The following is a 24,696-nucleotide window of genomic DNA, read 5'->3' as shown; positions in this document are numbered from 1 at the left end:
CAGCCATGCAGAAAAACACCCTGCCCATCTTTGTCACCCGCATTGCGGTATGCATATTTGCCGTATCCATGACCATGCTCGCTCCGCTGATTACCTTAATCGGCGCGGACTTTGACCGTGGATTGGGGGCATCCGGGCTGCTGTTTACCGCGTACTACATCTCGAATCTGTTTTTCTGTCTGGTTTCGGGCAAAATTATTGGCCTGATGGGAAAGCGCGCCGCAATGGCGGGCGGTGTCGGACTGTACGCCGTCGTGACCTTTGCGTTTGCACATGCGCACTCGTTCTGGCTCGCCTGCGTGCTGATTTCCTGCATGGGTGCGCTGGCGACCTTCATTGAAGCCGTTGGCATGGACATTGTCGACACGCTCGCCGCGGATGCGGCCGCCTCAAACCTCGCGGTGACGCATGGCTTTGCGGGCGTAGGCTCGGTGCTCGGTGTGACCTATTCGGGCGTGATGCTCGCGCTCGGCTACGATTGGCGGATGATTTACACCGTGCTGTCGTTTGCGGTTGCTGCGGTCACACTGGCGTTCTGCCTGACACGGTTTCCCAAAATGGAGACGAAATCCTCCGGCAGTCTGCACGAAGTAACGGGTATTCTGCGCAATCGCACCTTATATCCAACTTTTCTGGCACTATTTTTGTATGTCGGCGCGGAGGCCGGCGTCACCGGATGGATGGCCACCTACATGACCGATCGCGTCGGCTATTCGGCACTGACCGCCTCACTCGGCACTGCGCTCATTTGGGCGATGGTCACGGTCGGCCGCATGCTTTGCGCGCGGTTGGTTCTGCGCTACACCGTGCGGCGCATCGTTTGCACGCTGGCGGTTATTTGTATTGTTTCAATTTTTGCCGCTGTGCTGCTGCCGTGGCAGTGGTCGCTATGGCTTGCACTCATTGGCATCGGCGCGGGTATTTCGGGCATGTGGCCGCTGATTGCGTCCACCGGCCTCGGTGTGAATGAGAATGGCGGCACGATTTTGTCGATTATCTTGATGTTCGGCTATTTCGGCTCGTCCATTATCCCCTATGCCGTCGGTCAGATTGGCGAGCGCTGCGGCATGTCCTACGCGATTTTCGCAACCGCGGCGGTGTTTGCGCTGATGGGCTTAACTGTCGCACGGCTGATTCCGCGCGAGGTTTCTGAACGACGCACCGAATAAGAAAAAGCGTCCTTTCCGACCGTGGAGAGGGCGCTTTTTGAATATGAATTGATTTTTTCGTAAACGCTACTTGACAAAGCTTTTGTTGCAGGCTATACTGATGGCAGAAAGACACCCCTCCCCGGGGGAGGGTGAGGATAAGGAGCGAAGGTATGAAGAAACAATTTCGAGTCGGCGGCATGAGCTGTGCGTCGTGCTCGTCGCATGTGGAGAAGGCGGTCGGCGCACTGCCGGGCGTGTTCGGGGTGCAGGTAAACCTGCTCGCGGGCAGCATGATGGTCGACTATGACGAGGTCGTCTGCGGTGAGGAGGATATCATCCACGCGGTCGAGCAGGGCGGCTACACAGCGGCGGTGAGCGACGGACGAAACGATACGCCGGCCGGCACCAAAGAAGCTGATGATGATTTGAGTGAAATGAAACGGCGAATCATCGTATCCGCTGCATTTCTGTTAATTTTGATGTACTTTTCGATGGGGCCGATGCTTGGCCTGCCGCTGCCCGCGCTGCTGAGCGGCACGGAGGGCGCACTGATGCTGACCGTCGTGCAGCTCGTGCTGACACTGCCCATCGTTGTGATTAACCACAAATACTTTACCAACGGCATCAAGACCCTGCTGCGCGGCGCGCCGACGATGGACGCGCTCATTGCGGTCGGTTCGGGCGCGGCGCTGATTTACGGCGTGTACGCACTGGCGCAGATTGGCTTTGCATCCGCAGCGGGCGATACCGAAACCGTACATGCCTTCATGCACGACCTGTATTTTGAATCGGCGGGCATGATTCTGACACTCGTAACGCTTGGTAAGTTCTTTGAAGCACGCGCCAAGCGCAAAACAGGCGAGGCCATCGCGGCGCTGATGGATTTGCGGCCGCAGACGGCGACCGTCGTGCGCGGCGGCGAAGAATTCACCATTCCGATTGAAAACGTGCAGCTGGGTGATTTGGTTGTCGTGCGTGGCGGACAGTCGGTGCCGGTGGACGGCGAAATCGTCGAAGGCCGTGCTTCGGTGGACGAGAGTGCGCTGACCGGAGAAAGCATGCCGGTGGAAAAGGTCGTGGGCGACACGGTCATCGGCGCAACGGTGAGCAAAAACGGCTATTTTATCCTGAAAGCATCCCGCGTGGGGGATGATACAACGCTCAGTCAGATTATTCATCTGGTTGAGGAAGCGGGCGCGAGCAAGGCGCCCATCGCAAAGCTGGCCGATAAGGTGGCCGGTGTATTCGTGCCGGTCGTGCTGATTATCGCGGCGGTGACCGCGGTGATCTGGCTGCTGCTGGGGCAGACCGTCGGTTTCGCGCTGACGCGCGCAATCACGGTTCTGGTCATTTCCTGCCCGTGCGCACTCGGCCTTGCAACGCCGGTCGCTATCATGGTCGGCACTGGTGTGGGCGCACGCAACGGCGTGCTGTTCCAGTCGGCCGAAGCACTGGAAAACCTGCACGGCGTGCAGGCGGTCATTCTGGATAAAACGGGCACAGTGACCGAGGGTCGCCCGGTCGTGACCGACATTATGCCGCTGGGCGTGGAGCAGGAGGATTTGCTCTCGCTCGCGGTATCGCTCGAGCAGATGAGCGATCATCCGCTGGCGGACGCGGTCGTGCGCTATGCCCGCGAGCGGGATGCCACAGTGCGCCGCGCGACCGATTTTCAGGCGGCAGAGGGACAGGGCGTGTCCGCATCGGTTGATGGGATTCCCTGCATGGCGGGCAACCGCCGGATGCTGCTGAAAAACGGTCTTGCGCTCTCGCCTAAGGCCAAGCAGGTAGGCGAGCGCTTCGCAGCCGAGGGCAAAACGCCGCTGTTCTTTGCGGCGAGTCGGCAGGTGGTCGGCGTGTTCGCAATCGCCGACGTGGTCAAGCCGACAAGCAGTGCGGCGGTTGCCGCCCTGCGCGCACTTGGCCTTGAGGTGACACTGCTGACGGGCGACAACCGCGCGACCGCTGAGTCGATTGCGCAGGAACTGGGCATCGACAACGTTGTGGCCGAGGTGCTGCCGCAGGACAAGGAACGTGCGGTGCGCGAAAAGCAGGAGCAGGGCAAAAAGGTCGCCATGATCGGCGATGGCATTAACGATGCGCCGGCGCTGGCGCGTGCGGACGTGGGCATTGCAATCGGTGCGGGCACCGATGTCGCCATTTCGTCGGCTGACGTGGTGCTGATGAAGAGCGACCTGATGGACGCGGTGGACGCGATTCGTCTGTCGCGCCAGACTATGCGCAACATCCGTCAGAATCTGTTCTGGGCGTTCTTCTATAACTGCATCGGCATTCCGCTTGCAGCAGGCGTGTTCGGACTGCGGCTCAACCCGATGTTCGCCGCGGCGGCGATGAGCCTTAGCTCTGTTTGTGTGGTTTCCAACGCATTGCGTTTGAAATTTTTTGCACCGACCCCGAAACCCGAAGTGAAGTCCAAACCTGTGATTGTGGTACCGAAGGAGGAACCGACTATGACCAAGACCATTCAAATCGAAGGTATGATGTGCGCGCATTGCGCCGACCATGTGCAGCAGGCGCTGCAGGCGTTCCCGGGCGTGAGCGCGGTAATCGACCTGGAGAACGGCAAGGCCATCGTACAGGGCGCTCTGCCGGACGAAGCAAAGCTGACCGAAGCCGTGGAAAAAGCCGGCTATAAGGTGGTCGGTTTTCAATGAGAGCGGACAAAAAGAAGGTCGAGCCGCTCCTGCGCACCGCGCGGGGGCAGCTCGACGGCGTGCTCAAAATGATTGAGGACGACCGCTACTGCATGGACATTGCCACACAATTGCAGGCGGTTGAATCCTTGGTGCACAAGGCCCAGCGCGAGGTGCTGCGCGCGCATTTAGCAGGCTGCGTGCAGCAGGCATTTGAGACGGACGACGGACTGGCGCGAGACGAAAAAATAGACGAAATCATGCGTCTGTTGGAGAAAAAGTGATGAAAGAGATTAAACTGCCGCACAGTATGCCGGATGCACCGGACGCGGCCGAGCTGTTTGCGCTGGCCGAGCGGGAAGAGCGCACGGTTGAGGGCGTTGCAATTCGCGGCGCCGATCTATCGGACACGCGCTTTGACGGGCTGCGGCTCAGAGGGGTGCTGTTTGAAAACTGCCGCATGACCGAATGCCGCTGGCAGCGTGCTGACTGTGCGGACGTGGTGTTTCGCAGCTGCGACCTGTCGGGCAGCGACTGGCGAGACGGGTATTTTGAGCGCGTTGGCTTTGACGCGAGCAAGGCGGTTGGTGCGAATTTCCCGGAGAGCCGTTGGCGGCAGTGCGCATTGCGCGACAGCCGCTTCGATTACGCGGGCTTCGACCGCGCGGATCTGCGTGACATAGCGGCGTCAAACACTGATTTTTCCCATGCGTCGCTGACCGAGTGTACATGGAAGCACGTTGTTTTGTCCGAGGTCAGGCTGTGCGGGGCGAGTCTGTTTCAGACGATGCTTGCCGGAATCGACCTGACCGGATGTGATTTAGAGGGTATTGTCGTGTCTGATTTCAACACCGAGCTGCGCGGTGCGATTGTGTCGCCGATGCAGGCGGTGGGACTGGCAAAACGACTCGGCATTGTGATAAAAGAATGAAAAAACCGCCCCGGGCAGTCTGCTCGGGGCGGTTTCTATGTTAAAGAATGCTTTTTAATGCGGAAAAGAGTTTGTCCATCTGCTCATCCGTGCCGATGGTGATGCGCAGGTAATTGTCGATGCGCGGCAGACTGAAGTAGCGAATGAAGATATTCTGCTTACGCAGTGCCTCGAAAATCGCCTTGGCGGCCTTGTTCGGATGCGTGACGAAAAGAAAGTTCGACTGAGAGGGCAGCACGGTAAAGCCAAGCGCCGCAAGCGCCTTTGCGGAACGCGTGCGGGTCGCGATGACCTGATCGCAGGTTTGCCGGAAATACGTCTCATCTTCAACCGAAGCGGCGCCGGTTTCCAGCGCAATCATGTCCATCGTGTAGGAATTGTAGGAGTTTTTGACCGCTTCAAGGGTTGAAATCAGTGTTTCCGAGCCGAGCGCGTAGCCGATGCGCTGTCCCGCGAGCGACCGCGACTTGCTCATCGTTTGCACGACGAGCAGGTTTTCATATTTGTCAATCAGCGCCACTGCGCTTTGCGCGCCGAAATCCACATAGGCTTCGTCAATAATGACGACGGAATCCGCATTGTGCTGCAGCAAATCTTCGATGAAATCAAGCGTCACGCCCTGTCCGGTCGGCGCGTTGGGATTGGGCAGAATGACGCCGCCGTTCGGCTTATCGTAATCGCGGACGTTGACGCAAAAATCGTCGTCGAGCGGCACGGTTTCATACGGCACGCGCAGCAAATCGCACCAGACCGGATAAAACGAATAGGTGATGTCCGGGTACAAAATGGGCAGGTCGGAGCAGAAAAAAGACTGGAACGCAAGCGCGAGCACATCATCCGAGCCGTTTCCGAGGAAAACCTGTGTGTTTTTGACGGAAAAGCGTGCCGCCAGCGCGTTTTTCAGGCGCAGGCCGTTGGCATCCGGATAAAGCGCGAGTTTCGCGGCATCAAACGTGCGGAGCACCTCGGTCACGCGCGGGGACGGCGGATAGGGGTTCTCATTGGCGTTTAATTTGACCAGATTTGCCGCCTGCGACTGCTCGCCCGGCACATAGGGGTCGATTTTGCGCAGCTTATTCAAAAAGGGCTTGTTCATCGGAAAGACCACCTTGTTGTTATTGGATGTTTCATAGTTTAACACGATAAACCGGTGAAGTCAATTGTTTTCTGTAAAAAAGTATGGTATCATTTTAGCAAATACGTGTGAAACGAACAAGCACATTCGAAAAGACAGGGAGGGCGGGCGAAATGTACCAGCCTTTGGCGGATCGTATCCGCCCTAAAACGCTCGACGAGGTCGTCGGGCAGACGCATTTGCTGCGCAAAAACGGCATGCTGCGCCGCGTCATCGAAAGTGGCAGCATCCCTAATATGATTTTCTACGGCCCTTCGGGTGTCGGCAAGACGACGGTTGCCTCGATCATCGCCCAGCAGACCGAACGCAAGCTGTATCGTCTGAACGCGACCACGGCGGGCATCGCCGACATCAAGGCGATCATCGACGAGCTGGACACCTTTCTCGCGCCGAAGGGGGCGCTTGTTTATCTCGACGAGATTCAGTATTTCAATAAAAAGCAGCAGCAAAGTCTGCTCGAATTTATTGAGACCGGCAAAATGACGCTGATTGCGTCTACGACCGAAAATCCGTATTTCTATATTTACAATGCTATTCTGAGCCGCTGCACGGTGTTCGAGTTCAAGCCGGTCGAAGCAGCCGAAATCGAAAAAGCAGTTGAGCGTGCGCTGGGGCTGACGGTCGGCGAAAGCGGCGCGCCTGTTGAGGACGGCGTGGCAGCTTATATCGCCCGCTCGTGCGGCGGGGACGTGCGCAAGGCGTTGAGCGCGGTCGAGCTGCTCGCGCTCGGTGCGGGCAAGGATGGGCTGACGCTCGCGGATGCGGAACAGGTGGCGCAGCGCTCCAACATGCGCTACGACCGGGACGGCGACAGCCATTACGATATTCTGTCCGCCCTGCAGAAGTCCATCCGCGGCTCCGACCCGGACGCAGCGCTGCACTATCTTGCGCGGCTGCTCGAAGCGGGGGACATGATTTCGGCGGCGCGCCGGATGCTGGTCATCGCGGCGGAGGATGTAGGTCTGGCCTATCCGCAGTGCATGGCTATCGTCAAAGCCTGTGTTGACAGCGCGTTCCAGCTTGGCCTGCCCGAGGCACGCATTCCATTGGCGGAGGCCGTTCTGCTCATGGCGACCGCGCCCAAGTCTAACAGCGCTGCGATGGCCATTGACGCCGCGATGGCAGACGTGCGCGCGGGGCAGGACATCGGTGATATACCGGCGCATATTAAGGACGCGCATTATGGCGGTGCGTCCAAGATGGGGCGCGGGCTCACCTATCGGTACCCGCACGATTTCCCCAATCACTGGACCGAGCAGCAGTACCTGCCGGATGCGATTAAAAACGCACATTATTACGACTATGGCCCGAATAAGACTGAGCAGGCGGCCAAGGCCTACTGGGACAAGGTCAAAGGCAAGTGAGCGCTGCTTATTGCTTGACCGCGAGACAGTAGTTTACATGGTCAAACGCGGTCATCGGATGCGCAGGATTGGCTTGATTGTAGACGCTGAAATACTGACTCGTTATTTCGGGCGGGGTCAGATGCTCATAAACCAGAAAACCGTGCGCGGCGAGCAGCTGCTCGATATCGCGGCAGGAGTAGCCGGCAAGCATCTGCTCGTTTGCGGCCTTTGCCAACATCGACTGCTTTCGTGCGCGTTCGCCTGATTGCTCCGTTCCCGTGCTTTCGTCCGGGTAATCAAACACAAGAGCACTTCCTATGGGCAAAACAGAGGAAAGGGCGCAGAGCAGTGCGTCAAACGTGTGCGCGGCAAGGTAGTAGGTCAGTCCTAGCGCGCTGCAAAAGCTGATGCGGCTGCTGTCAAACGCGGAAGTTTGGGTGAGCGCCGTCAGCCAGTGCGCAGAAGTAAAGTCAGCCTCGACTGTATGAACATTTGCAGGAAATGCCAGCCCTGCGCGTTGGAGCCGCAGGCGCTTGTCGCTTGCTGTGGCCGGATGGTCGAGCTCGAAGATTTGCAGCTTGTCCGCCCATTGGGGCTGACGGAGGGCAAAGGTATCGCATCCTGCCCCCAGAATCAAATACTGCGCGGCTCCGATGCAAACCGCGTTTTCCAGTGCACGCTCTGCAAAGGCGGCTCTGCCGAGCGGGGAGGGAGACAGCTGATGGTCAACCACCCATCGCAGCGCATCTGCTCCGCTGCCGACGAAGGATGGGTTGAAAAAAGCGATGCCGTCTGTCATATTGCGCGAGATTTGTTCGTACTCAGCGTCGGTTAGGAGTCTCCGTGCCACACTGTCGTCAAAAATTTTGACCGTGTTGTTTTCGGAATGATAGGCTCGCGCAAACGCGCTGATGCGGGCAGTCATGCTGGTTTGTTCCATTTTTTTATCACCTCACTATAGTTCATACACCGAAACAAAGAAAATAGCGAGACTTGATTTTTGACGCGATTTGTGGTATAATAGACGACAGAAAAGTGAAAATTAACAATTCCGTCACAAATGCTGTGACGGTTTTTTTATTACTTACCGACAGACAAAAGCCACAGGATGCTGAAAAGCAGCCTGTGGCGGTTTGCATTGGTAACATGAGGGAAAAGTCTGCTAAAACTCCGTTGCGATATACTTATGTTCGCAGGCCTCCGGTGTGTAGATCCATTCGATGATGCGGCCGTCGGTGATGAAATAGTGGGGCGGCGGCGGTGCCTCGTGCTCCGCCAGCACATCAATGACGGTCAGTTTGATTTTCATGCGAGCGGGTAAAATGGATTTGATGTAAACCGAAACCACCTCACCGACCGCAAGATCGCGGCGCGGTTCAGCCAGACCGGACAGATTGGGCGCAAGCTCGATGAATACGCCGTACGGCTCAATCGACCGGACGACGCCGCGCACCGTTTCGCCAGGAGAAAAGAGTGCGGCATTTTGCTCCCATGTGCCGAGCAGCTCGCGGTGGGTCAGGGTGATGCGTTTGGCATCCATGTCGATTGCGCGCACGGCGGCAAAAATGTCCTGCCCGACGCACAGGCGGTCTCGCGGATGATAAATGCGGGAGACCGACAGATTCTCAATGCCGATGAGCGATACCACGCCGCAGCCGATATCGACGAAGGCGCCGAAGGGCTCCAGATGAGTCACGCGGGCGGGGATCACATCCCCCGGTTCGAGAGAGTCGAGCAAATCGTCCTGCGCACGCTTTTGCACGCGGCTGCGGGACAGATAAGCGGTCGGCGGGTCGGTCGTCTCGTCAATCTCGGTGATGACAAAGCATGTGGATTTGCCGACGCGGGATAAAATGGCGATTTCCCTTGTTTCGCCCTCGGCAATGCCGAGCGCACATTCCGCGCGCGGCATCACCCCTTGTGCCGCACCCAGATCGAACAGCAGGTCGTGCGCCGCTGTACAGCGTTCGGCGACGGCCTCCAGAATCGAGCCCTCTGACTGCGCCCGGCTGAGCGCGTCAAGGGTTTGAAACGCCGCGCGGGATGCAGTCAGCGTTCCGTTGCTGCCCTCGGGCAGATAGCATTCGCTTGTTTTCATAAATAGCCGAGCCTCCTTTGGGATCATTGCCACTATATGAAAAATCGGCTATGAATAGCACTCCAAATGTGGTATCATGGAAACGGAAAAGAGTAGTGCGGCAGCCGGTAAGTCGGCTCCTGAAAGGAGTTTATGGAACGATGGATATACAGCTAGGCGATGTTTTGACCATGAAAAAACCACATCCCTGCGGCTCGAAATGCTGGAAGGTACTGCGCATCGGCATGGATTTTCGGCTGCGGTGTGAGGGCTGCGGACATGAAATCATGGTGCCGCGCAGCAAAGCGGAGAAAAATATCAGACAAATCGAACGGGAGGGCAAAGTGCTATGATAATCGACGGCAAGCAGATGCATCTGCATATTAAAAAGGGCGATATCGGCCGATATGTGATTCTGCCGGGCGACCCCGGCCGGTGCGAGAAAATCGCAGCTTATTTCGATCAGCCGCAGAAAATCGCGTCCAACCGGGAATATACGGTATTCACAGGCACGTTGGACGGCGTGCCCGTCGCGGTATGCTCGACCGGCATCGGCGGCCCGTCGGCGGCAATTGCGCTGGAGGAGCTGGTCGAGTGCGGAGCGGATACCTTTATCCGCGTCGGCACATCGGGCGGCATTGTGGATGAGGTTTCCGGCGGCGATGTTGTCATCGCAACGGCGGCCATCCGGCAGGAGGGCACGAGCCGCGAATACCTGCCCATCGAGTTTCCGGCGGCGGCAAGCTTTCCGGTGGTCTCCGCGCTGCGGGATGCAGCGGTCACGCTTGGTTTGCGCCACCACATAGGCGTTATTCAGTCTAAGGATAGTTTTTATGGCGAAATTCGTCCTGCGGCGCAGGCGATTGCCGACGAACTGCTCGCCAAATGGAAGGCGTGGAAGGCTGCGGGCGCGCTGACCAGTGAGATGGAGACGGCCGCTCTCTTTATTGCGGCACAGGTGCTGCACGTGCGCTGCGGCGCGGTGCTCAATGTGCTGTGGAACGCCGATAACGATGAAGCGCCCAGCATCCCGCCCGACGCGGCGGAGCGCGGCGTCAGGACGGCGGTTGAAGCGCTGCGTATCCTGATTCGGGAGGATGCCGCAGCAAAATGAGTCACAAGCAAAATGATTTGGGGCGCGATCCGATCGGCCCTCTGCTGATGCGTTTGGCGCTGCCGACCATCTGCGCACAGGTGGTAAACCTCCTGTACAGTATCGTCGACCGCATCTATATCGGTCAGCTGCCGGATACGGCGGCGTTGACCGGCATGGGCGTTACTTTTCCGGTCATCACGCTGATTTCAGCCTTTGCCGCGCTGATTGGCATGGGTGGCGCGCCGCGTGCGTCAATCGCGATGGGAGCGGGGGAGCATGACAAGGCGGAGCGTACGCTCGGCTCCTGCACCGGCGCACTGTGGATTCTGGCACTGGTGCTGACCGGCGCGTTCCTGCTGTGGCAGGAGCCGCTGCTGATGTTGTTCGGTGCATCGGAAAACACACTGCCCTATGCGATGGATTACCTGAATATCTATGTGCTCGGCACCATTTTTGTCATGACCGCACTGGGGCTTAACGGCTTTATCACCGCGCAGGGAAAATCGTCGGTCGCCATGAAAACGGTGCTGATCGGCGCGGGACTGAACGTGGTGCTCGACCCTGTTTTTATCTTTGTATTCGGCATGGGCGTGCGCGGCGCGGCGGTTGCGACGGTCATTTCACAGGCAGTTTCGGCGCTGTGGGTGGTTCGTTTTCTGGCAAGTCCCAAAAGCGAGCTGCGCCTGCGCCGCGAACATCTCAAGCCGCGCAAAGAGCTGCTGCTGCCCGCGATTGCGCTGGGTGCGGCGCCGTTTGTCATGCAGGCCACAGAGAGTCTGCTGACCATCACCTTCAACCGCTCGCTGCTCACCTACGGCGGCGACCTTGCGGTCGGCGCAATGACGATTCTGGTGTCGGTTGCGCAGATGATTCAGATGCCGCTGTTCGGTCTGGCGCAGGGCGCGCAGCCGATTCTGAGCTACAACTACGGCGCAGGTCGGGTCGATCGCATGAAGCAGGTTGTGCGGTACAACATTCTGATTGCAGCGGTCTATGCGGCGGCGGTCTGGCTGCTCGTCATGCTGTCGCCCGAGCTGATTGTGCGGATGTTCAATCGCAATCCGGAGCTGGTGCAGCTTGCGTCCTGGGCGCTGCGGATTTATCTGGCCGCCGGCTTTGTCATGGCCTTCCAAACCGGTTTTCAACAGTCCTTTGTGGCACTGGGCGAGGCGAAGATTTCGCTCTTTCTGGCGTTGGAGCGCAAGGTTATCCTGCTGATTCCGCTGATTCTGATTCTGCCGCAGTTTATGGAAGATCAGCTGTTTGCCGTGTTCTTTGCCGAGCCGGTAGCGGATTTTCTCGCCGCGGCGACGACGACCGTGCTGTTTTTGCTCCGTTTCCGGCAAATCACTCGAAAAATGGAACAAAACGAGCCCGAGTAATCTAAGCAAAATCGCAGAAGACCTCCCTTGTTGGGAGGTCTTTTTTTGTCCGCCTCCGCATACCGTTTATCGAGTGAAAAAAGGAGGCGGTGTGCATGGCGGTAAGAAGGCCGGTGCGCAAAAAAAGCGGGGGCGGTATAGGGCTTTTGCTCTGTGTACTGCTCATCGTCGGTTTGTTCGCACTCAAATACGCGGATACGCCCTTTGCACGGACGGCACGGGAAAAAGTGACAGCGGTGTTTGGTGAAACACTGGGACTGGACCGCGTGTTGACGGCAATCGGCGGAGGAGATGACGGCGTGAGCGAGGTGTTTTCGCCGCAGACAGGCACGGCATCGGAAAGTCAACCCATGCTGGCGGATGGCGAGTATGCAGCTTCGTCCGGCGGCGCGGACGACATTCTGGGTCGTGAACAAACACTCTTTCCCGACAAGGTGGACGAGACGGTCTACCCAATGGAGTTTGACCACAAGCAGCCGACAGAGGGAACGCTGACCTCGTCCTTCGGCAGCCGGCTCAGTCCGATTACGGGTCAGCCCGGCTTCCATTACGGACTGGATATCGCAGCGGACGAGGGCGTGGTCATCGGTGCGTTCGCGGACGGCGCGGTGCGTGAGGTTGGCGAAAGCAGCTACGGCAAATATCTAATCGTCGACCACGACGATGGCTTTGCAACGCTGTATGCCCATTGCAGCAGCATTTCGGCCAAGGTGGGCGATAAGGTCAAGTGTGGGGATGAGATTGCGCGCGTCGGACAGACGGGCAATGCGACCGGCCCCCACCTGCATTTGGAGCTGTGGAAGGATGGCGCGGCATTAAATCCGTCAGAATATCTGACTGCGGCATGAGTTGCGGGCGGTTGGAGGTACGGGACGGCTTTCTGGTGCTGATTGCCGCACTGTGGTTTGTGGACGAGGCAGGCGTCATGCCGTTGTTCCTGCTGGCTGCGGCTGTGCATGAGGGGGGGCATCTGCTGGTGCTGCATCTGTCGGGCGGACGGCTGCACCGGCTGACACTTACTCTCTGCGGCGCAGTCATCCGCTGCACGCTGCCGGAGGGCAGATGTGCGCGGGCAGCAGTGTGTTTGGCCGGGCCGGCGGCGAGCTTTCTGCTCGCCGCCGGCGCCATGAAGGGGGGCTTTTTTACACTGGCCGGTGCCAGCGTGCTGCTTGGAGCGTTTAATCTGCTGCCGATGCAGCCGCTTGACGGCGGAATGGCACTGTACCATCTGGCGGACGGCGGGCTTGTTCTGCTGCGCGGCCTGTTCGGCGCGGGTACGGCGCTGCTGCTGTTCGGCGGCGGCGCGTGGCTTGCGTGGCAGGGCGGGGGTATCTGGCTGCTGCTGATTGGTGCGCTGACTGCAGGACAGGAGGGGAAAGCCCTTGCAAAAAGCCGGAATCGGGTGTAAACTAAAAATGACAACAGATGTAATGCGGGATCGGAGGCTACATGTTTCGTGCTGGCGATAAGATTGTTCATCCCCTGCATGGCGCGGGCGTTATTGAGGAAATAGTTGAGCGTACCATTGACGGAGAAAGCGCAAAGTATTATGCCCTCAAGCTGGCGCTTGATGATGTTGTACTTTTTTTGCCTGTGGACAATTGTGAAACACTTGGCATACGCCCTGTGTGCAGTAAAAAACAGGCGGAAGAGCTGCTGAACCAGCTTGATGAACTCGCACGCAGCGAGGATAAGGGTTGGAATCAGCGTTATCGTGAAAATATGTTGCGCATCCGCTCGGGCGATTTGGTCGAGGTTGCGCAGGTGATTAAAAACTTGGCAGAGCGCGAAAAAGAGCGCGGTTTGTCGACGGGCGAAAAGAAAATGCTGCTGTCCGCCAGACAGATTATTGAATCCGAGGTGGCGTTCGCACTGGGAAAAACCACGGAACAGGCCGGAAAATTGATTAACGAAAGGCTTTGCATCTGAAACGACGCAAAGCCTTTTTCGATTGGAGGAATGCTGAATATGTTCGGAAAAAAGAAAAACAGCGGGGCGGAGCGGCCGCGTGTGTGCGCGGTGTTGGTTGCGGCGGGTTCGTCGCGGCGCATGGGCGGAGAAAATAAGCTGATGATGGAGCTCGGCGGCATTCCGGTGCTCGCACACACGCTCATGGCGTTTGAGCGCTGCGATGTGATAGACGATATTGTGCTCGTCTGCCGCGAAGAGGACATCGTGCCCTACAGCCAGCTCGCGCAGGATTTTGCGGTGAGCAAGCTGCGCACAGCCGTTCGCGGCGGCGACAGCCGGACCGCTTCGGTGCTTGCCGGCGTGCATGCCTGCCCGGAGGGCACGGGCATCGTTGCCATCCATGACGGCGCGCGTCCGCTTGTGCCGGTTGCGGTCATCGCGGAGGCGGTGGAGACCGCCATGCAGCATGGCGCCGCCGCGCCGGTCGTGGCGATGAAGGACAGCATCAAGCGGATTGATAACGGCTTTATCGCAGCCGATGTGCCGCGTGAGAAGATTGCCGCGGTGCAGACGCCGCAGGTGTTCCAGATTGAGCTGATTGACCGTGCGCTGCGCACCGCCGAGCGCGACGGCAAAACCTTTACCGACGACTGCGCGGCGGTTGAGGACTTTGGGAAAAGCGTGCGTGCGACGACGGGCAGCTACGAGAATATTAAAATCACCACGCCCGAAGATCTTCTGGTGGGCGAGGCCTTTTTACAGGGGAGGGAATACGAATGAGGATTGGACACGGCTACGATGTGCATCGCCTGACCGCGGGCAGAAAGCTGATTCTGGGCGGTGTGGATGTTCCGCATGACGTGGGACTGCTTGGTCATTCGGATGCGGATGTGCTGACCCATGCGGTCATGGATGCGCTGCTTGGTGCATTGGCGCTGGGCGACATCGGCAAGCACTTTCCGGATACGGACGCGCGCTACGCAGGTGCGGACAGCATCGCTCTGCTGCGCCACGTGGCGGGTCTGATAACGGCGCAGGGGTATCGGCTTGGCAATTTGGATGCGACACTGCTGGCGCAGGCGCCCAAGCTTGCACCGTACATCGGACAGATGCGGGAAAACCTTGCCGCGGCGCTAAATTGCGAGGTATCGCGCGTGTCCGTCAAGGCGACGACGGAGGAAAAACTGGGCTTTACCGGAGCTAAGGAAGGCATTGCCGCGCACTGCGTGTGCCTGCTTGAGAAAATCTAAGTCCAATCGGACAGATACGCAAAAAGGCCGCATTCAGGTGCGGCCTTTTTGTTATGGAATCTCAAACCATCACCGCGCGGTGGTGGCCGCGCGGCAGACGTGTTTGAGAAACACAAATGCGATGCATGAAGAAATGCTCATACATCGCATGATAATCGAATTCATGCATACAGCGAACCACGCGATAGCAGGCAAATAGAGCGCTTGTAGAAAGGTTTCAAATCTGCTATACTGAGTTTATCGGTGTGGTTTTGAACCGCTGCGTATGAGGTGCTGTCTCATATGCAGGGCGTGGGGTGTTCCCGCACTCCGCGCCTGCCGCATTTATGCTTCTCTGGAAATAATTATAACGGATGAAGCGTACCTTTGCAAGAGGAATGTAGCAGTTAATGGTTGCATTAAGATGTCAATAAAATGCCATGATGAATTGCGCGAGCGGTTTTTACGCAACTTTGAGACGGTTTTGGTGTCATAGAAGCATTTTAAATATTTTGACGAATGCTGTCGAAATTCAAAACGTCATGAAAAAAGGATATACATCAGAAAAAAGAAAAGGACGCATACACAATTGTGTATGTGTCCTTTTTGTTTTCTGTCAGGCTTGATTGTCGTAGCGTTCTGCCAGCTGTTGGCTGATAAACTGGCGCGCGGTGCGCGGCGAGCGGCCGTTCCGGCGCAGCGCAAAGCGTTCGGCAAGCAGATGCAGCTGCTCTGCGGGCAAAGTCAGCGCGTTTTCCTCGGCCAGGCGGTCAACGATGTAGAGATACTCGTCGCGGTCAGGCACAGAAAAGGTGATTTCCAGACCAAACCGGTCGGAAAGCGAGGTTGAGGTTTCGAGTGCGTCCCGAATGCTGACCTCGTCGCCCTGACGGTCTGCAAAGCTCTCGCGGACGAGATGGCGGCGGTTGGAGGTTGCATAAAGCACGAGATTTTCGGGTTTGCCGGCAAGGCCGCCTTCAATGAACGCCTTGAGCGCAGCAAAATTATCATCCTCGCGGTTAAAGGACAAGTCGTCCAGGAATACGATAAAGCGGAAGGGGGAGCGCAGTGTTTCGGCAAAGATACGCGGGAAGAGCGTGATGTGTCGTGGGGACATTTCAATAATCTTCAGTCCGCGGCCCGCGTATTCGTTGACAACGGCCTTCACCGTTGAGGATTTTCCCGTACCCTTATCACCGTAGAGTAAAATATTATTCGCATCCCGCCCGTCGAGAAAGGCGCGGGTATTTTTCAGAATCTGATTTTTCTGATGGGTATAGCCCGGCAGCTCGGACAGGCGGATGGTATCCGGATGAACGATAGGCGTAATCGTTCCGTCGTCCTCCACCGCAAAAGCGGAAGACTGGGCGAAGAAACCGTAGCCTTGTGCGCGGTAGTAGCTGGCCAGCTCGCCGCCGTTTTGGAACGGAAGCGGGGCAGCGGCAGGAAAATCAGCAAGTGAAGCGAGTGCATCGGCCGAAAAACGCACACGCGCCTCGTTTTTGAGCGTCGCACCGTCCAAGGTAAGCAGGGCACCAAGCGTTTCCAAATCGCGTGTCGCTGCGCTGAGTACGACGGCGGAGGGCGCGTGAATGGAATCGGTCAGGGTGTTTACGTCGAAGTGCACCGCGCGCAGCAGCGCATCGTGTGTGTCGGCGCAGGAAAACACCTGTTCGCACAGTGCGCCGTAGCAGTCGGCAAACGTATGCGCATCGCTGCGCAGGGCGTCAATTGTGCTGCCATAGGCCTTGATGAGCGGATTGTTTTTCAGTCCGCGCAGTACGGAAAGCGCGTGCAAGCGCAAAGAAAGGGCGGAAAGCTCCATTTGTATCAGCTCCAGTTGTCGTTTTTTGTTCCGTTTCAGCATAACACACTTGATACCTCTTTTCAACATAACATGAACTACACATGGAAATAGGAGGAGACAAGTAATGCGCAATGCTTTATTGATATGCCGCAGCCAGACCGAAGCAATGGGACTGCGGCGCCATTTGTTGGGAATGGGAATTACTGCAGAGGTAACACGCCCGCCGCGAAAGGAACGTACCGAGTCCTGCTCGTTTGCGGTGCGTGTGCCGTCCGACCAGGCGGAGGACGCGGTGCGGTACCTGCGTAAGCTGGGAATCAGTCCGTGCCGTGTCGCCGAGGATGGAGGAAGTGTATGATTTATCTGGACAATGCGGCGACCACGCTGGTCAAGCCGCGTGCTGTGTTCGAGGCGGTCACGCGCGCGATGCGGCAGGCGGCGGGTTATGCACGCGGCGGCCACGCGGCGGCGGTGCGGGCGGGAGAAACCGTATATGCCTGTCGTGAATTGGCGGCCGATTTTTTCGGATTGGACGATCCGGCGCGCGTTGTATTCACAATGAATGCCACGCATGCACTCAATCTTGCAATTCACGCGCTGGTTCCGCCCGGAACACGCGTTGCAGTCAGCGGATATGAACACAATGCGGTGATGCGGCCGCTCAAGCTTCGCGGCATCGACCCGATCGTGTTGGACAGTCCGCTCTGGAACGGCAAAGCGATGGTCGAAAAGGCAAAGCAGGCGCTTGACGCGGGTGCCGAGCTGTTTATCATAAACCATGTATCCAATGTATTTGGATTTATTGCGCCGCTCGATGAGCTGGCAGCGCTGCTGACCGAGCGGGGTGTGCCGCTGATTCTCGATGCTTCGCAGTCGGCGGGTGTCATTCCGATTGATGTGCGGCGGTACCCCTGCTGCGCGGCGGTGTGCATGCCCGGACACAAGGCGCTGTACGGGCCTCAGGGAACCGGCATGCTGCTCGCACTTGATGACCGAATCGCAGAGCATCCGCTGCTTGCGGGCGGCACAGGCAGCCTGTCGGAGGAGCTGACGCAGCCGGATTTCCTGCCCGATGCGCAGGAGAGCGGCACGCCCAACGTACCCGGCATCGCAGGTCTTGCGGCGGGACTGCAGTTTGTCCGTGCGATTGATCCGACCCAGATGCTGCGGCACGAGCAGAGCCTGTTGACGGAATTCGTGCGTGCCCTGGAGCCGCTGCCGCATATCGAGTGCTTCACCGGAAAAAATCAGGCGGGCGTGCTGTCGGTCCGCGTTGACGGCGTGCCCAGCGAAACCACGGCCGAGTTCCTTGCAGAGCGCGATGTGGCGGTGCGGGCCGGTCTGCACTGCGCACCGCTTGCGCATCGCACAGCGGGCACGGAGGATACGGGCACCGTCCGGTTTTCCTTCTCATTTTACAACACGAGCCGGCAGGTGGAGCGATGCAGCGAAATGCTCAAAGAATATGTGAAAAATCTGTGAATACGCTATACAGAATGGGCACATTGTGGTAATATTATTTCATATGAACACGTGCCGCTGCGGCATTCTGCGCGTTAAGATGGGACAGGGAGAGAAATGACGAATTTCCAAAATATTTTAACGTCCGACTGGACGTTTAACTGGAGCAACATCATATCAAGCTTCGATTATTTTAAAACGGCTACGCTGACCGACGTGATTGATATTTTGATCGTCGCCTATGTGCTGTACCGGGTGATGAAGCTGCTGAAGGACACGAGCGCCGAACGTCTGGTCAAGGGCGTACTGGTGCTCGCGCTGATTTTACTGCTTGCGGCGCAGCTGCAGTTGACGGTAATCAGCTATATTCTGCGCAACGCGTTCTTCTACGGCGTATTTGCGCTGGTGGTCATCTTCCAACCGGAGCTGCGCCGTATTCTGGAGCAGCTTGGTCAGGGCAGCGTCAGTCGTTTTTTTGTCACTGCGAGCGATCCTGATTCTATCGAGGCCATGATTGGCGCGACGGTTTCTGCCTGCGCCGACATGTCCAAAACCAAAACCGGTGCGCTGATTGTGTTTGAACGCACCGAAAAGCTGGGGGAAGTCATCAAAACCGGCACGCTGGTCGATGCCGCACCCTCGGCAGAGCTGATTAAAAACGTCTTTTTCCACAACAGTCCGCTGCATGACGGTGCGATGATTTCGCGCGGCGGCCGCGTTTACGCCGCAGGCTGCGTGCTGCCGCTATCGGGCAGCCAGAACCTGTCGCGTGATTTGGGCACGCGCCACCGTGCCGCCGTCGGCATGAGTGAATCGGCGGACAGTGTGCTCGTCGTCGTCTCGGAAGAGACAGGTGCGATTTCGGTCGCAATCGGCGGCATGCTCAAGCGGCATCTGTCGGCTGAAATGCTGCAAAAGGTACTGGAAAACGAATTGCTCACCGAACCGGCTGCCGATAAGAGCCGTGTTGCCGCCCTGCGCAATATCTGGAAGGGAGGCAGCAAGTGAGAGAGTTTATGAAAAAACACGACGTTTGGCTGCGCCTGCTTTCGCTGGTGCTGGCTGTCGTGCTGTGGGCCGTGGTCATGGATCAGGAGGACCCCAATAAGTCCTACACCTATAACGATGTTCCCGTCACGCTGACGGGAGAACTGATACTCAAAGAGGATCTCGGGCTGAGCGTGATTGAGGGCATGGATCAGCTGGTCAATGTCACGGTCAACGGTCAGCGAAGCATCGTCGCATCACTGCGGAAAAACATTACGGTGACGGCCGACGTGTCCTCCTGCACGAATCCCGGTGAATACGACGTGCCTGTGGTGGTCAGCGCGCCCGGCACGGTACAGGTGCTGTCACCGGGGCGCAACGCTACGATACATGTCCGCATTGACCGATTGGCGACCAAGGAGGTTGAGGTTCGTCTGGGTAAGGGCGGCAGTACGGCGGCGGCGGATTATCTGCTCAAGGATCCCACCTCGCCGACAACCAAGGTTGTTGTCGAAGGCCCGGAAAGTGAACTGGATCAGGTCGCTTATGCATACGCAGTGATTGAGGTCGCGGGTGTTTCCAGTGCGGTCAAACAGGACTGTGAAGTTGTGCTGTATAACGAGGCCGGCGAGCCGGTCGAGTCGACCCATATCCGCAGCCAGACCAAGACGGTCAGCGTAACGCTTGGCGTCTACCAGCGCGGTACGGTGCCGCTCAAGGTCACCTTGAAGGAATCCGATACGGTCAAGGCCGATATGGCGCAGGTGCGCATCGAGCCGGAAAGCGTCCGTGTATATGGCGACCAGAATCAGCTTGCCACCTTGACGGAGATTAATCTCGGTGACATCGATCTGGCCAGTGTGGAAACGGGATCGGCAAAATCGCTGAGCATTTCCTCGCGCCTGCCCAAGGGCGTGGAACTGGAGACCGGGCAGCCGGTCACAGCACTCGTTACCGTCACGATTGACGGCGTGGATACGCAGGCGCTTAAAATCGCCAAGGACGATATCATCGTGACCGATACGGCGGATGAACCGCGGCTGAACGTCCGCGTCATGAGTGAAAACGTGGAAATCCAGTTGCGCGGCAGCCGAACGGATTTGGATCAAATCAAAGCATCGATGTTCACGGTCGCAATCGCAGTTGACTCGTCCGCTCTGGGCGAGGGAACGCATACCGTAACCGGACTGGTTACGGCAAACGGCCTGCCGGAAGACGTGATGCTGATTGAAGATAAGGTTGAGGTGCAGGTGCTGATTGAATCGGGCGCGGCCTTTGAACCCGGCGGCATACAGGACGCGGAAGGCGTTATAGCGGGAAGCGAGGCGGCACAATGAGCTTGATGATCAGCAATATCCGCCAGCCGTTTGATGAGGCGGAGCAGTCTGCGGTTGACAAGGCGCTGCGCCTTTGCGGCTTTACCGAAGATGAGGTCTCTGCCGCGGTTTATCGCTCCAGTCTGGATGCACGCCGCGGTAAAATTGACAGGGTGTATTCGGTGCGCATTGACGCGCCGTTTGACGAAAAGGCATTTGCAGAATCTCTGCAAATGCCCTTCGTGCGTTTTAAACCCAATGCCGTCGCACCTGTTCCGCGCGGTGCGCGGCGCATGGAACACCGGCCGGTCGTGGTCGGATTGGGGCCTGCCGGCTTGTTTGCGGCCTATGTGCTCGCGCAGCATGGCTATGCCCCCATCGTACTAGAGCGCGGCAGCGATTTGGATACGCGCGACCGCAAGGTGGAAGCCTTCTGGGCAGGTGGCGTGCTCGATACCGCGTGCAATATTCAGTTCGGAGAAGGCGGCGCGGGCGCATATTCCGACGGCAAGCTGACCACTCGCATCGGCGACCCACTGTGTGAAATCGTTTTGGAAACGCTCACGGCACACGGCGCACCACATGATATCCTGCAAAAGGCCAAGCCGCACGTCGGCACCGACGTGCTCAAGGGCGTGGTGCGCGACATGCGCAGGCAAATTGTCAAAAACGGCGGCGAGGTGCATTTTGACACTGCACTTTCCGGCGTGCAGTTGCAAAACGGAACACTGTGCGCGGTGCGGACGGATGCGGGTGCGTTTGCGTGTGAGCGCGCGGTGCTCGCGGTCGGCCATTCGGCGCGAGACACCTTTTTTGCCCTGCATGAAAACGGGGTATACTTCGAACCGAAAGCGTTTTCGATCGGCGTGCGCATCGAGCATCTGCAAAGTGAGCTCGATCATGCCCTGTACGGCAAGTTCAGCGGTCATCCGCTGCTTCCGCCCGCGGAATATAATCTGTCCCGCCGAGAAGGGGGACGAGCCTGCTATTCGTTCTGCATGTGTCCGGGCGGCGTGGTCGTCGCGGCGCAGAGCGAGCAGGACACGGTCGTGGTCAACGGCATGAGCTATCACGCGCGGGACGGCAAAAATGCGAATTCCGCGCTTGCAGTTTCAGTTGATCCGGAGGATTTCGCAAACGGCACACCCTTTGGCGGCGTCGCGCTGCAGCGGCAGATTGAGCATGCTGCCTTTGCGCAGTCCGGCTCGTACCGCGCACCTTGTCAGCGCGTGGGCGATTTTTTGCAGGGGCTGCCGAGTAAAGCGCCGGGAACGGTGCAGCCAAGCTACCCGATTGGCGTGGAGTTTGGCGAAGCGGCAGCGTGTCTGCCTGTATTCGTGCAGGATATGCTGCGGGACAGCCTGCCGTACTTTGGCCGCAAAATTCGCGGCTTTGACGCGGCGGATGCACTGCTTACCGGCCCGGAGACCCGCACCTCCTCGCCGGTGCGCATGAAACGCGGCGAGGATTTGTTCGGTCTGTCAAGCGCGGGACTGATTCCCTGCGGCGAGGGTGCAGGTTACGCGGGCGGCATCATGTCGGCCGCGGTTGACGGCATTCGCGCGGCATACCGCATCATGGAAGAATTTTCACCCCTTGAAGGATAAAGGAGATAGACAAAAATGACCCAACAAGCAACGGTCAAGCGTCTGCTGACGCATAATATGGCTGAGGTCGAGGTCACGCGGCGTTCGGCCTGCGGACACGATTGCAAAAAATGCGGCGGCTGCGGCGGCATGGAAACACAGCTGATTACCGTCACCGCGCGCAACACGGCAGGGGCACAGCCCGGCGATCAGGTCAGCATCGAGGGAGAAACCCGCCAGGTGCTTGGTCTTGCCGCATTGGTTTATGCGCTTCCGATTGTGCTGTTTTTCATCGGTTATGCGCTTGGCGCAAGCATGCGGCTTGGCGAAGGCACGGCCGCGCTCATCGGCGGCGTGCTGTTTGTGGCGGGCATTCTGCTGGCCATCGCTTACAGTCGTCATATGAAGCATCAGAATAAGGTTACATTTACCATTACCGGCCTGATCTGACCCGGCGCTCCTGAACATTCTGTTAATTTTCAAACCAAACGGCGGGATTTCTCTTGTCTTATGGCAGAATATTCGGTAGAATATATTGAATACGGTTATGCGCCGCGCGATTTGCCGGGCGGCGACGAGAGGATTTTGCAATGTTTGGCTTTATCCGACCGGTCAAACCCGAGCTGCGTGTCAAGGAGGCTGACCGCTTCCAGCAGGTCTATTGCGGCCTGTGTCATGCGATTCGCGCACGGTACGGCCGGTTTTACACTTTTTTTCTCAGCTATGACATGACTTTTTATGCACTGGTGCAGGGCTGCGATCAGACCGAGACGGAGCCGCCCTGCCGCAAACGATGCGATGCCCATCCGCTGTTCAAGCGAGCATGCGCCGCACCGGATGAAGCAACCGAGCGTGCCGCCGATTTATCCGTGCTGCTCAGCTATCACAAGCTACGCGACACGGTGCAGGACGACAGGGGACTCAAACGTCTCGCAGCGAAGCTTTTGTGCGCAATCGGCAAACGCGGCTACCAAAAGGCGCGGGAGCGACTGCCGGAAGCCGATTTGGCAATGGTCGCCGCACTGGACGATTTGCAGGTACTCGAGCGGGAAAACTGCGATTCGATGGATCGCGCCGCGGATGCTTCCGCACGGCTGACCGCCGCGGTCGTTCCCCAAACGGGAGACGACCGGGAGCGTGTGCTCTACCAGCTGTTTTACCACGTCGGCCGTTGGGTTTATCTGCTCGACGCCTGCGCCGACGTTTCCGAGGATATGGCGGACGGCAACTATAATCCGGTGGTGCGCCGTTACGGACTGACCACGCCGTCAATCGATGAAATCAGTGAGCCGCTCGAGCGCACGCTGGAACGCTCGCTCGCCGATGTATGCATGTGCTTCGACCTGCTCGATGCCGCGCGGGACGCGGATCTGATTCGGAATATCATATTTCTCGGCATGCCGCTCGTCACCCGTCAGGTGCTCGACGGAACTTACCAAACGAACGGAGGATGGGGCAAACATGGATCCCTATAAAGTACTGGGCGTCACACCGCAAACGAGCGATGATGACGTAAAACGCGCTTACCGAGAGTTGGCGCGCAAATACCATCCCGATAATTACATCAACAATCCGCTCGCTGATCTGGCCGAGACTCGTATGAAGGAGATCAACGAGGCTTATGATATGATTATGAACGAGCGCTCGGGCAAGACCGCGGGTGCGTCTCAGCAGGGAAGTGCGGGCAGCTATGGCTCGTACGGCTCGCAGCAGGGCGCCTATTCCGGCCCGAATGCCTCGGTTTACAGTCAGGTGCGGCAGGCAGTCAACCAGGGAAACCTCGGTCTGGCCGAATCGCTTCTGCAGCGCGTGTCGACGCGCGACGCGGAATGGTTTTACCTGATGGGTACAGTCTATTACCGCAAGGGTTGGTACGACGAAGCCGGCCGCGCCTATACGCAGGCCTGTCAGATGGACCCGAACAATGCCGAATACCGCACGGCGCTGAACAATCTCAACCTTTCCGGCGGCTACGGCGGCTATCGGCCGATGGCGCAGGCCAGCATGTGTGACTGCTGTGTCCAGATGGCCTGCCTCAATTGCTGCATGAATGCCTGCTGCGGAGGCGGATGCTAAGTGAAATCGCGTGAAATTGCACGGGGCGGACTGCTTGCGGCGGCAGCGGTCGCACTGCTCTATCTTGGCGGGCTGACGCCTTGGATTGGTCTTGCAGCCTGCATTGCGGCAGGCGTATGCTCGGCGGTGCCGCTGCTGCGCGGCGGCCGGGTCAAGGTTGCAATCGCGCTTTATCTGGCGGCTGCCGTGCTTGCGATGCTGATTGTGCCACGCAAGGGCATGGCTGTGTGCTATGTTGGCTTTACCGGACTCTACCCCATCATTAAGTACGGTGTGGAGTACCGCTTTCGCCGCAGGACGGAGTGGCTGCTAAAGCTTCTGTATTTTAACGTGGTGTTTGCGGTGGGCGCAATGCTCGCGTATTTCGTCTTTCTGCCGAGCGCAGAACCCTATTTTGGCGCGCTGCCCGATTCGGTACGTGCTGCCGTGCAGTGGCTCGGTATGCTGCTTCCGGCCAACCTGATTTTTGCGATTTACGACATCGGCCTGTCGCGCCTGATCGCGACACTGCGCAGAACACTGCCGCCGATGCAATAAAGGGGAATAATAAA

General features: G+C 58.0%; 26 protein-coding genes. 22 read left to right on the top strand and 4 right to left on the bottom strand.

All coding sequences use genetic code 11. From position 1 onward, the window contains the following. Window positions 1-5: 5 nt before the first annotated feature. The 4 genes from QOX26_RS00865 to QOX26_RS00850 all read left to right on the top strand — a co-directional run bounded on the left by QOX26_RS00865 (window position 6) and on the right by QOX26_RS00850 (window position 4,736). Window positions 6-1,169, top strand: coding sequence for an MFS transporter (locus QOX26_RS00865; protein ID WP_283672999.1), 1,164 nt, complete (start codon window positions 6-8; stop codon window positions 1,167-1,169). A 152-nt stretch (window positions 1,170-1,321) separates the two neighbouring features. Then, window positions 1,322-3,826: a heavy metal translocating P-type ATPase gene (locus QOX26_RS00860; protein WP_283672998.1), complete on the top strand. Its 2,505-nt coding sequence runs from the start codon at window positions 1,322-1,324 to the stop codon at window positions 3,824-3,826. After that, entirely contained in the window at window positions 3,823-4,089 is a 267-nt protein-coding gene (locus QOX26_RS00855) for a metal-sensing transcriptional repressor (RefSeq protein ID WP_283672997.1), read from the top strand. Before QOX26_RS00860 ends, QOX26_RS00855 begins: the two co-directional genes overlap by 4 nt. Continuing rightward, a complete protein-coding gene (locus tag QOX26_RS00850; protein WP_283672996.1) occupies window positions 4,089-4,736 on the top strand; it encodes a pentapeptide repeat-containing protein in 648 nt (215 codons plus the stop codon). Before QOX26_RS00855 ends, QOX26_RS00850 begins: the two co-directional genes overlap by 1 nt. Before the next feature lie 40 nt (window positions 4,737-4,776). Here QOX26_RS00850 and hisC read toward each other — a convergent pair whose 3' ends face one another. Next, complete coding sequence (gene hisC, locus QOX26_RS00845) at window positions 4,777-5,832, bottom strand: histidinol-phosphate transaminase (RefSeq protein ID WP_283672995.1); 1,056 nt, start codon at window positions 5,830-5,832, stop codon at window positions 4,777-4,779. Between the two features lie 152 nt (window positions 5,833-5,984). On the opposite strand from hisC, the gene QOX26_RS00840 reads away from it, so the two are divergent. Then, the gene (locus tag QOX26_RS00840) at window positions 5,985-7,235 is read left to right on the top strand and encodes a replication-associated recombination protein A (protein ID WP_283672994.1); all 1,251 of its coding nucleotides are present in this window, start codon (window positions 5,985-5,987) and stop codon (window positions 7,233-7,235) included. Window positions 7,236-7,242: 7 nt separating this feature from the next. Here QOX26_RS00840 and QOX26_RS00835 read toward each other — a convergent pair whose 3' ends face one another. After that, entirely contained in the window at window positions 7,243-8,157 is a 915-nt protein-coding gene (locus QOX26_RS00835) for a class I SAM-dependent methyltransferase (RefSeq protein WP_283672993.1), read from the bottom strand. 222 nt (window positions 8,158-8,379) lie between these two features. Further along, window positions 8,380-9,315 (bottom strand): S1 RNA-binding domain-containing protein, encoded by a 936-nt coding sequence (locus QOX26_RS00830; RefSeq protein ID WP_283672992.1) that lies wholly within the window; start codon window positions 9,313-9,315, stop codon window positions 8,380-8,382. A 140-nt stretch (window positions 9,316-9,455) separates the two neighbouring features. On the opposite strand from QOX26_RS00830, the gene QOX26_RS00825 reads away from it, so the two are divergent. The 8 genes from QOX26_RS00825 (at window position 9,456) to ispF (ending at window position 14,933) form a co-directional block, all read left to right on the top strand. Further along, window positions 9,456-9,647: a DUF951 domain-containing protein gene (locus QOX26_RS00825; protein ID WP_283672991.1), complete on the top strand. Its 192-nt coding sequence runs from the start codon at window positions 9,456-9,458 to the stop codon at window positions 9,645-9,647. Continuing rightward, a complete protein-coding gene (gene udp, locus QOX26_RS00820; RefSeq protein ID WP_283672990.1) occupies window positions 9,644-10,408 on the top strand; it encodes a uridine phosphorylase in 765 nt (254 codons plus the stop codon). Before QOX26_RS00825 ends, udp begins: the two co-directional genes overlap by 4 nt. Next, entirely contained in the window at window positions 10,405-11,772 is a 1,368-nt protein-coding gene (locus QOX26_RS00815; protein WP_283672989.1) for an MATE family efflux transporter, read from the top strand. Before udp ends, QOX26_RS00815 begins: the two co-directional genes overlap by 4 nt. 95 nt (window positions 11,773-11,867) lie before the next feature. After that, the gene (locus tag QOX26_RS00810) at window positions 11,868-12,620 is read left to right on the top strand and encodes a M23 family metallopeptidase (RefSeq protein WP_283672988.1); all 753 of its coding nucleotides are present in this window, start codon (window positions 11,868-11,870) and stop codon (window positions 12,618-12,620) included. 11 nt (window positions 12,621-12,631) lie between these two features. Next, window positions 12,632-13,180 carry a peptidase M50 gene (locus tag QOX26_RS00805; RefSeq protein ID WP_283672987.1) on the top strand — a complete coding sequence of 183 codons (549 nt, stop codon included), beginning with the start codon at window positions 12,632-12,634 and terminating at the stop codon, window positions 13,178-13,180. 41 nt (window positions 13,181-13,221) lie between these two features. Further along, on the top strand, window positions 13,222-13,701 hold the full coding sequence (locus QOX26_RS00800) for a CarD family transcriptional regulator (protein WP_283672986.1): 480 nt from the start codon (window positions 13,222-13,224) through the stop codon (window positions 13,699-13,701). Between the two features lie 39 nt (window positions 13,702-13,740). After that, on the top strand, window positions 13,741-14,463 hold the full coding sequence (gene ispD, locus QOX26_RS00795) for a 2-C-methyl-D-erythritol 4-phosphate cytidylyltransferase (protein ID WP_283672985.1): 723 nt from the start codon (window positions 13,741-13,743) through the stop codon (window positions 14,461-14,463). Next, the gene (gene ispF / locus QOX26_RS00790; RefSeq protein ID WP_283672984.1) at window positions 14,460-14,933 is read left to right on the top strand and encodes a 2-C-methyl-D-erythritol 2,4-cyclodiphosphate synthase; all 474 of its coding nucleotides are present in this window, start codon (window positions 14,460-14,462) and stop codon (window positions 14,931-14,933) included. The genes ispD and ispF overlap by 4 nt, the downstream gene beginning before the upstream one ends. Before the next feature lie 595 nt (window positions 14,934-15,528). Here ispF and QOX26_RS00785 read toward each other — a convergent pair. Beyond that, a complete protein-coding gene (locus tag QOX26_RS00785; RefSeq protein WP_283672983.1) occupies window positions 15,529-16,779 on the bottom strand; it encodes an ATP-binding protein in 1,251 nt (416 codons plus the stop codon). A gap of 64 nt (window positions 16,780-16,843) precedes the next feature. On the opposite strand from QOX26_RS00785, the gene QOX26_RS00780 reads away from it, so the two are divergent. The 9 genes from QOX26_RS00780 (at window position 16,844) to QOX26_RS00740 (ending at window position 24,682) form a co-directional block, all read left to right on the top strand. Next, window positions 16,844-17,077, top strand: a complete 234-nt coding sequence (locus tag QOX26_RS00780; RefSeq protein WP_283672982.1) for a DUF3343 domain-containing protein — start codon at window positions 16,844-16,846, stop codon at window positions 17,075-17,077. Then, window positions 17,074-18,201: an aminotransferase class V-fold PLP-dependent enzyme gene (locus QOX26_RS00775; protein ID WP_283672981.1), complete on the top strand. Its 1,128-nt coding sequence runs from the start codon at window positions 17,074-17,076 to the stop codon at window positions 18,199-18,201. The genes QOX26_RS00780 and QOX26_RS00775 overlap by 4 nt, the downstream gene beginning before the upstream one ends. 96 nt (window positions 18,202-18,297) lie before the next feature. Continuing rightward, on the top strand, window positions 18,298-19,188 hold the full coding sequence (gene cdaA / locus QOX26_RS00770) for a diadenylate cyclase CdaA (RefSeq protein WP_283672980.1): 891 nt from the start codon (window positions 18,298-18,300) through the stop codon (window positions 19,186-19,188). Window positions 19,189-19,196: 8 nt separating this feature from the next. Beyond that, complete coding sequence (locus QOX26_RS00765; RefSeq protein ID WP_283672979.1) at window positions 19,197-20,504, top strand: CdaR family protein; 1,308 nt, start codon at window positions 19,197-19,199, stop codon at window positions 20,502-20,504. Then, window positions 20,501-22,090, top strand: a complete 1,590-nt coding sequence (locus tag QOX26_RS00760) for an NAD(P)/FAD-dependent oxidoreductase (RefSeq protein ID WP_283672978.1) — start codon at window positions 20,501-20,503, stop codon at window positions 22,088-22,090. Before QOX26_RS00765 ends, QOX26_RS00760 begins: the two co-directional genes overlap by 4 nt. Window positions 22,091-22,105: 15 nt before the next feature. Continuing rightward, on the top strand, window positions 22,106-22,519 hold the full coding sequence (locus tag QOX26_RS00755) for a SoxR reducing system RseC family protein (RefSeq protein ID WP_283672977.1): 414 nt from the start codon (window positions 22,106-22,108) through the stop codon (window positions 22,517-22,519). A 140-nt stretch (window positions 22,520-22,659) separates the two neighbouring features. Next, window positions 22,660-23,544: a DUF5685 family protein gene (locus QOX26_RS00750; RefSeq protein ID WP_283672976.1), complete on the top strand. Its 885-nt coding sequence runs from the start codon at window positions 22,660-22,662 to the stop codon at window positions 23,542-23,544. Next, window positions 23,531-24,145 carry a J domain-containing protein gene (locus tag QOX26_RS00745; protein ID WP_283672975.1) on the top strand — a complete coding sequence of 205 codons (615 nt, stop codon included), beginning with the start codon at window positions 23,531-23,533 and terminating at the stop codon, window positions 24,143-24,145. Before QOX26_RS00750 ends, QOX26_RS00745 begins: the two co-directional genes overlap by 14 nt. Beyond that, window positions 24,146-24,682 (top strand): hypothetical protein, encoded by a 537-nt coding sequence (locus tag QOX26_RS00740; RefSeq protein ID WP_283672974.1) that lies wholly within the window; start codon window positions 24,146-24,148, stop codon window positions 24,680-24,682. Window positions 24,683-24,696 lie beyond the last annotated feature (14 nt).

This window comes from Butyricicoccus sp. Marseille-Q5471 (assembly GCF_951230135.1).
Taxonomy (GTDB): domain Bacteria; phylum Bacillota; class Clostridia; order Oscillospirales; family Butyricicoccaceae; genus Agathobaculum.
This window is presented reverse-complemented; position numbering and strand designations above follow the sequence as displayed.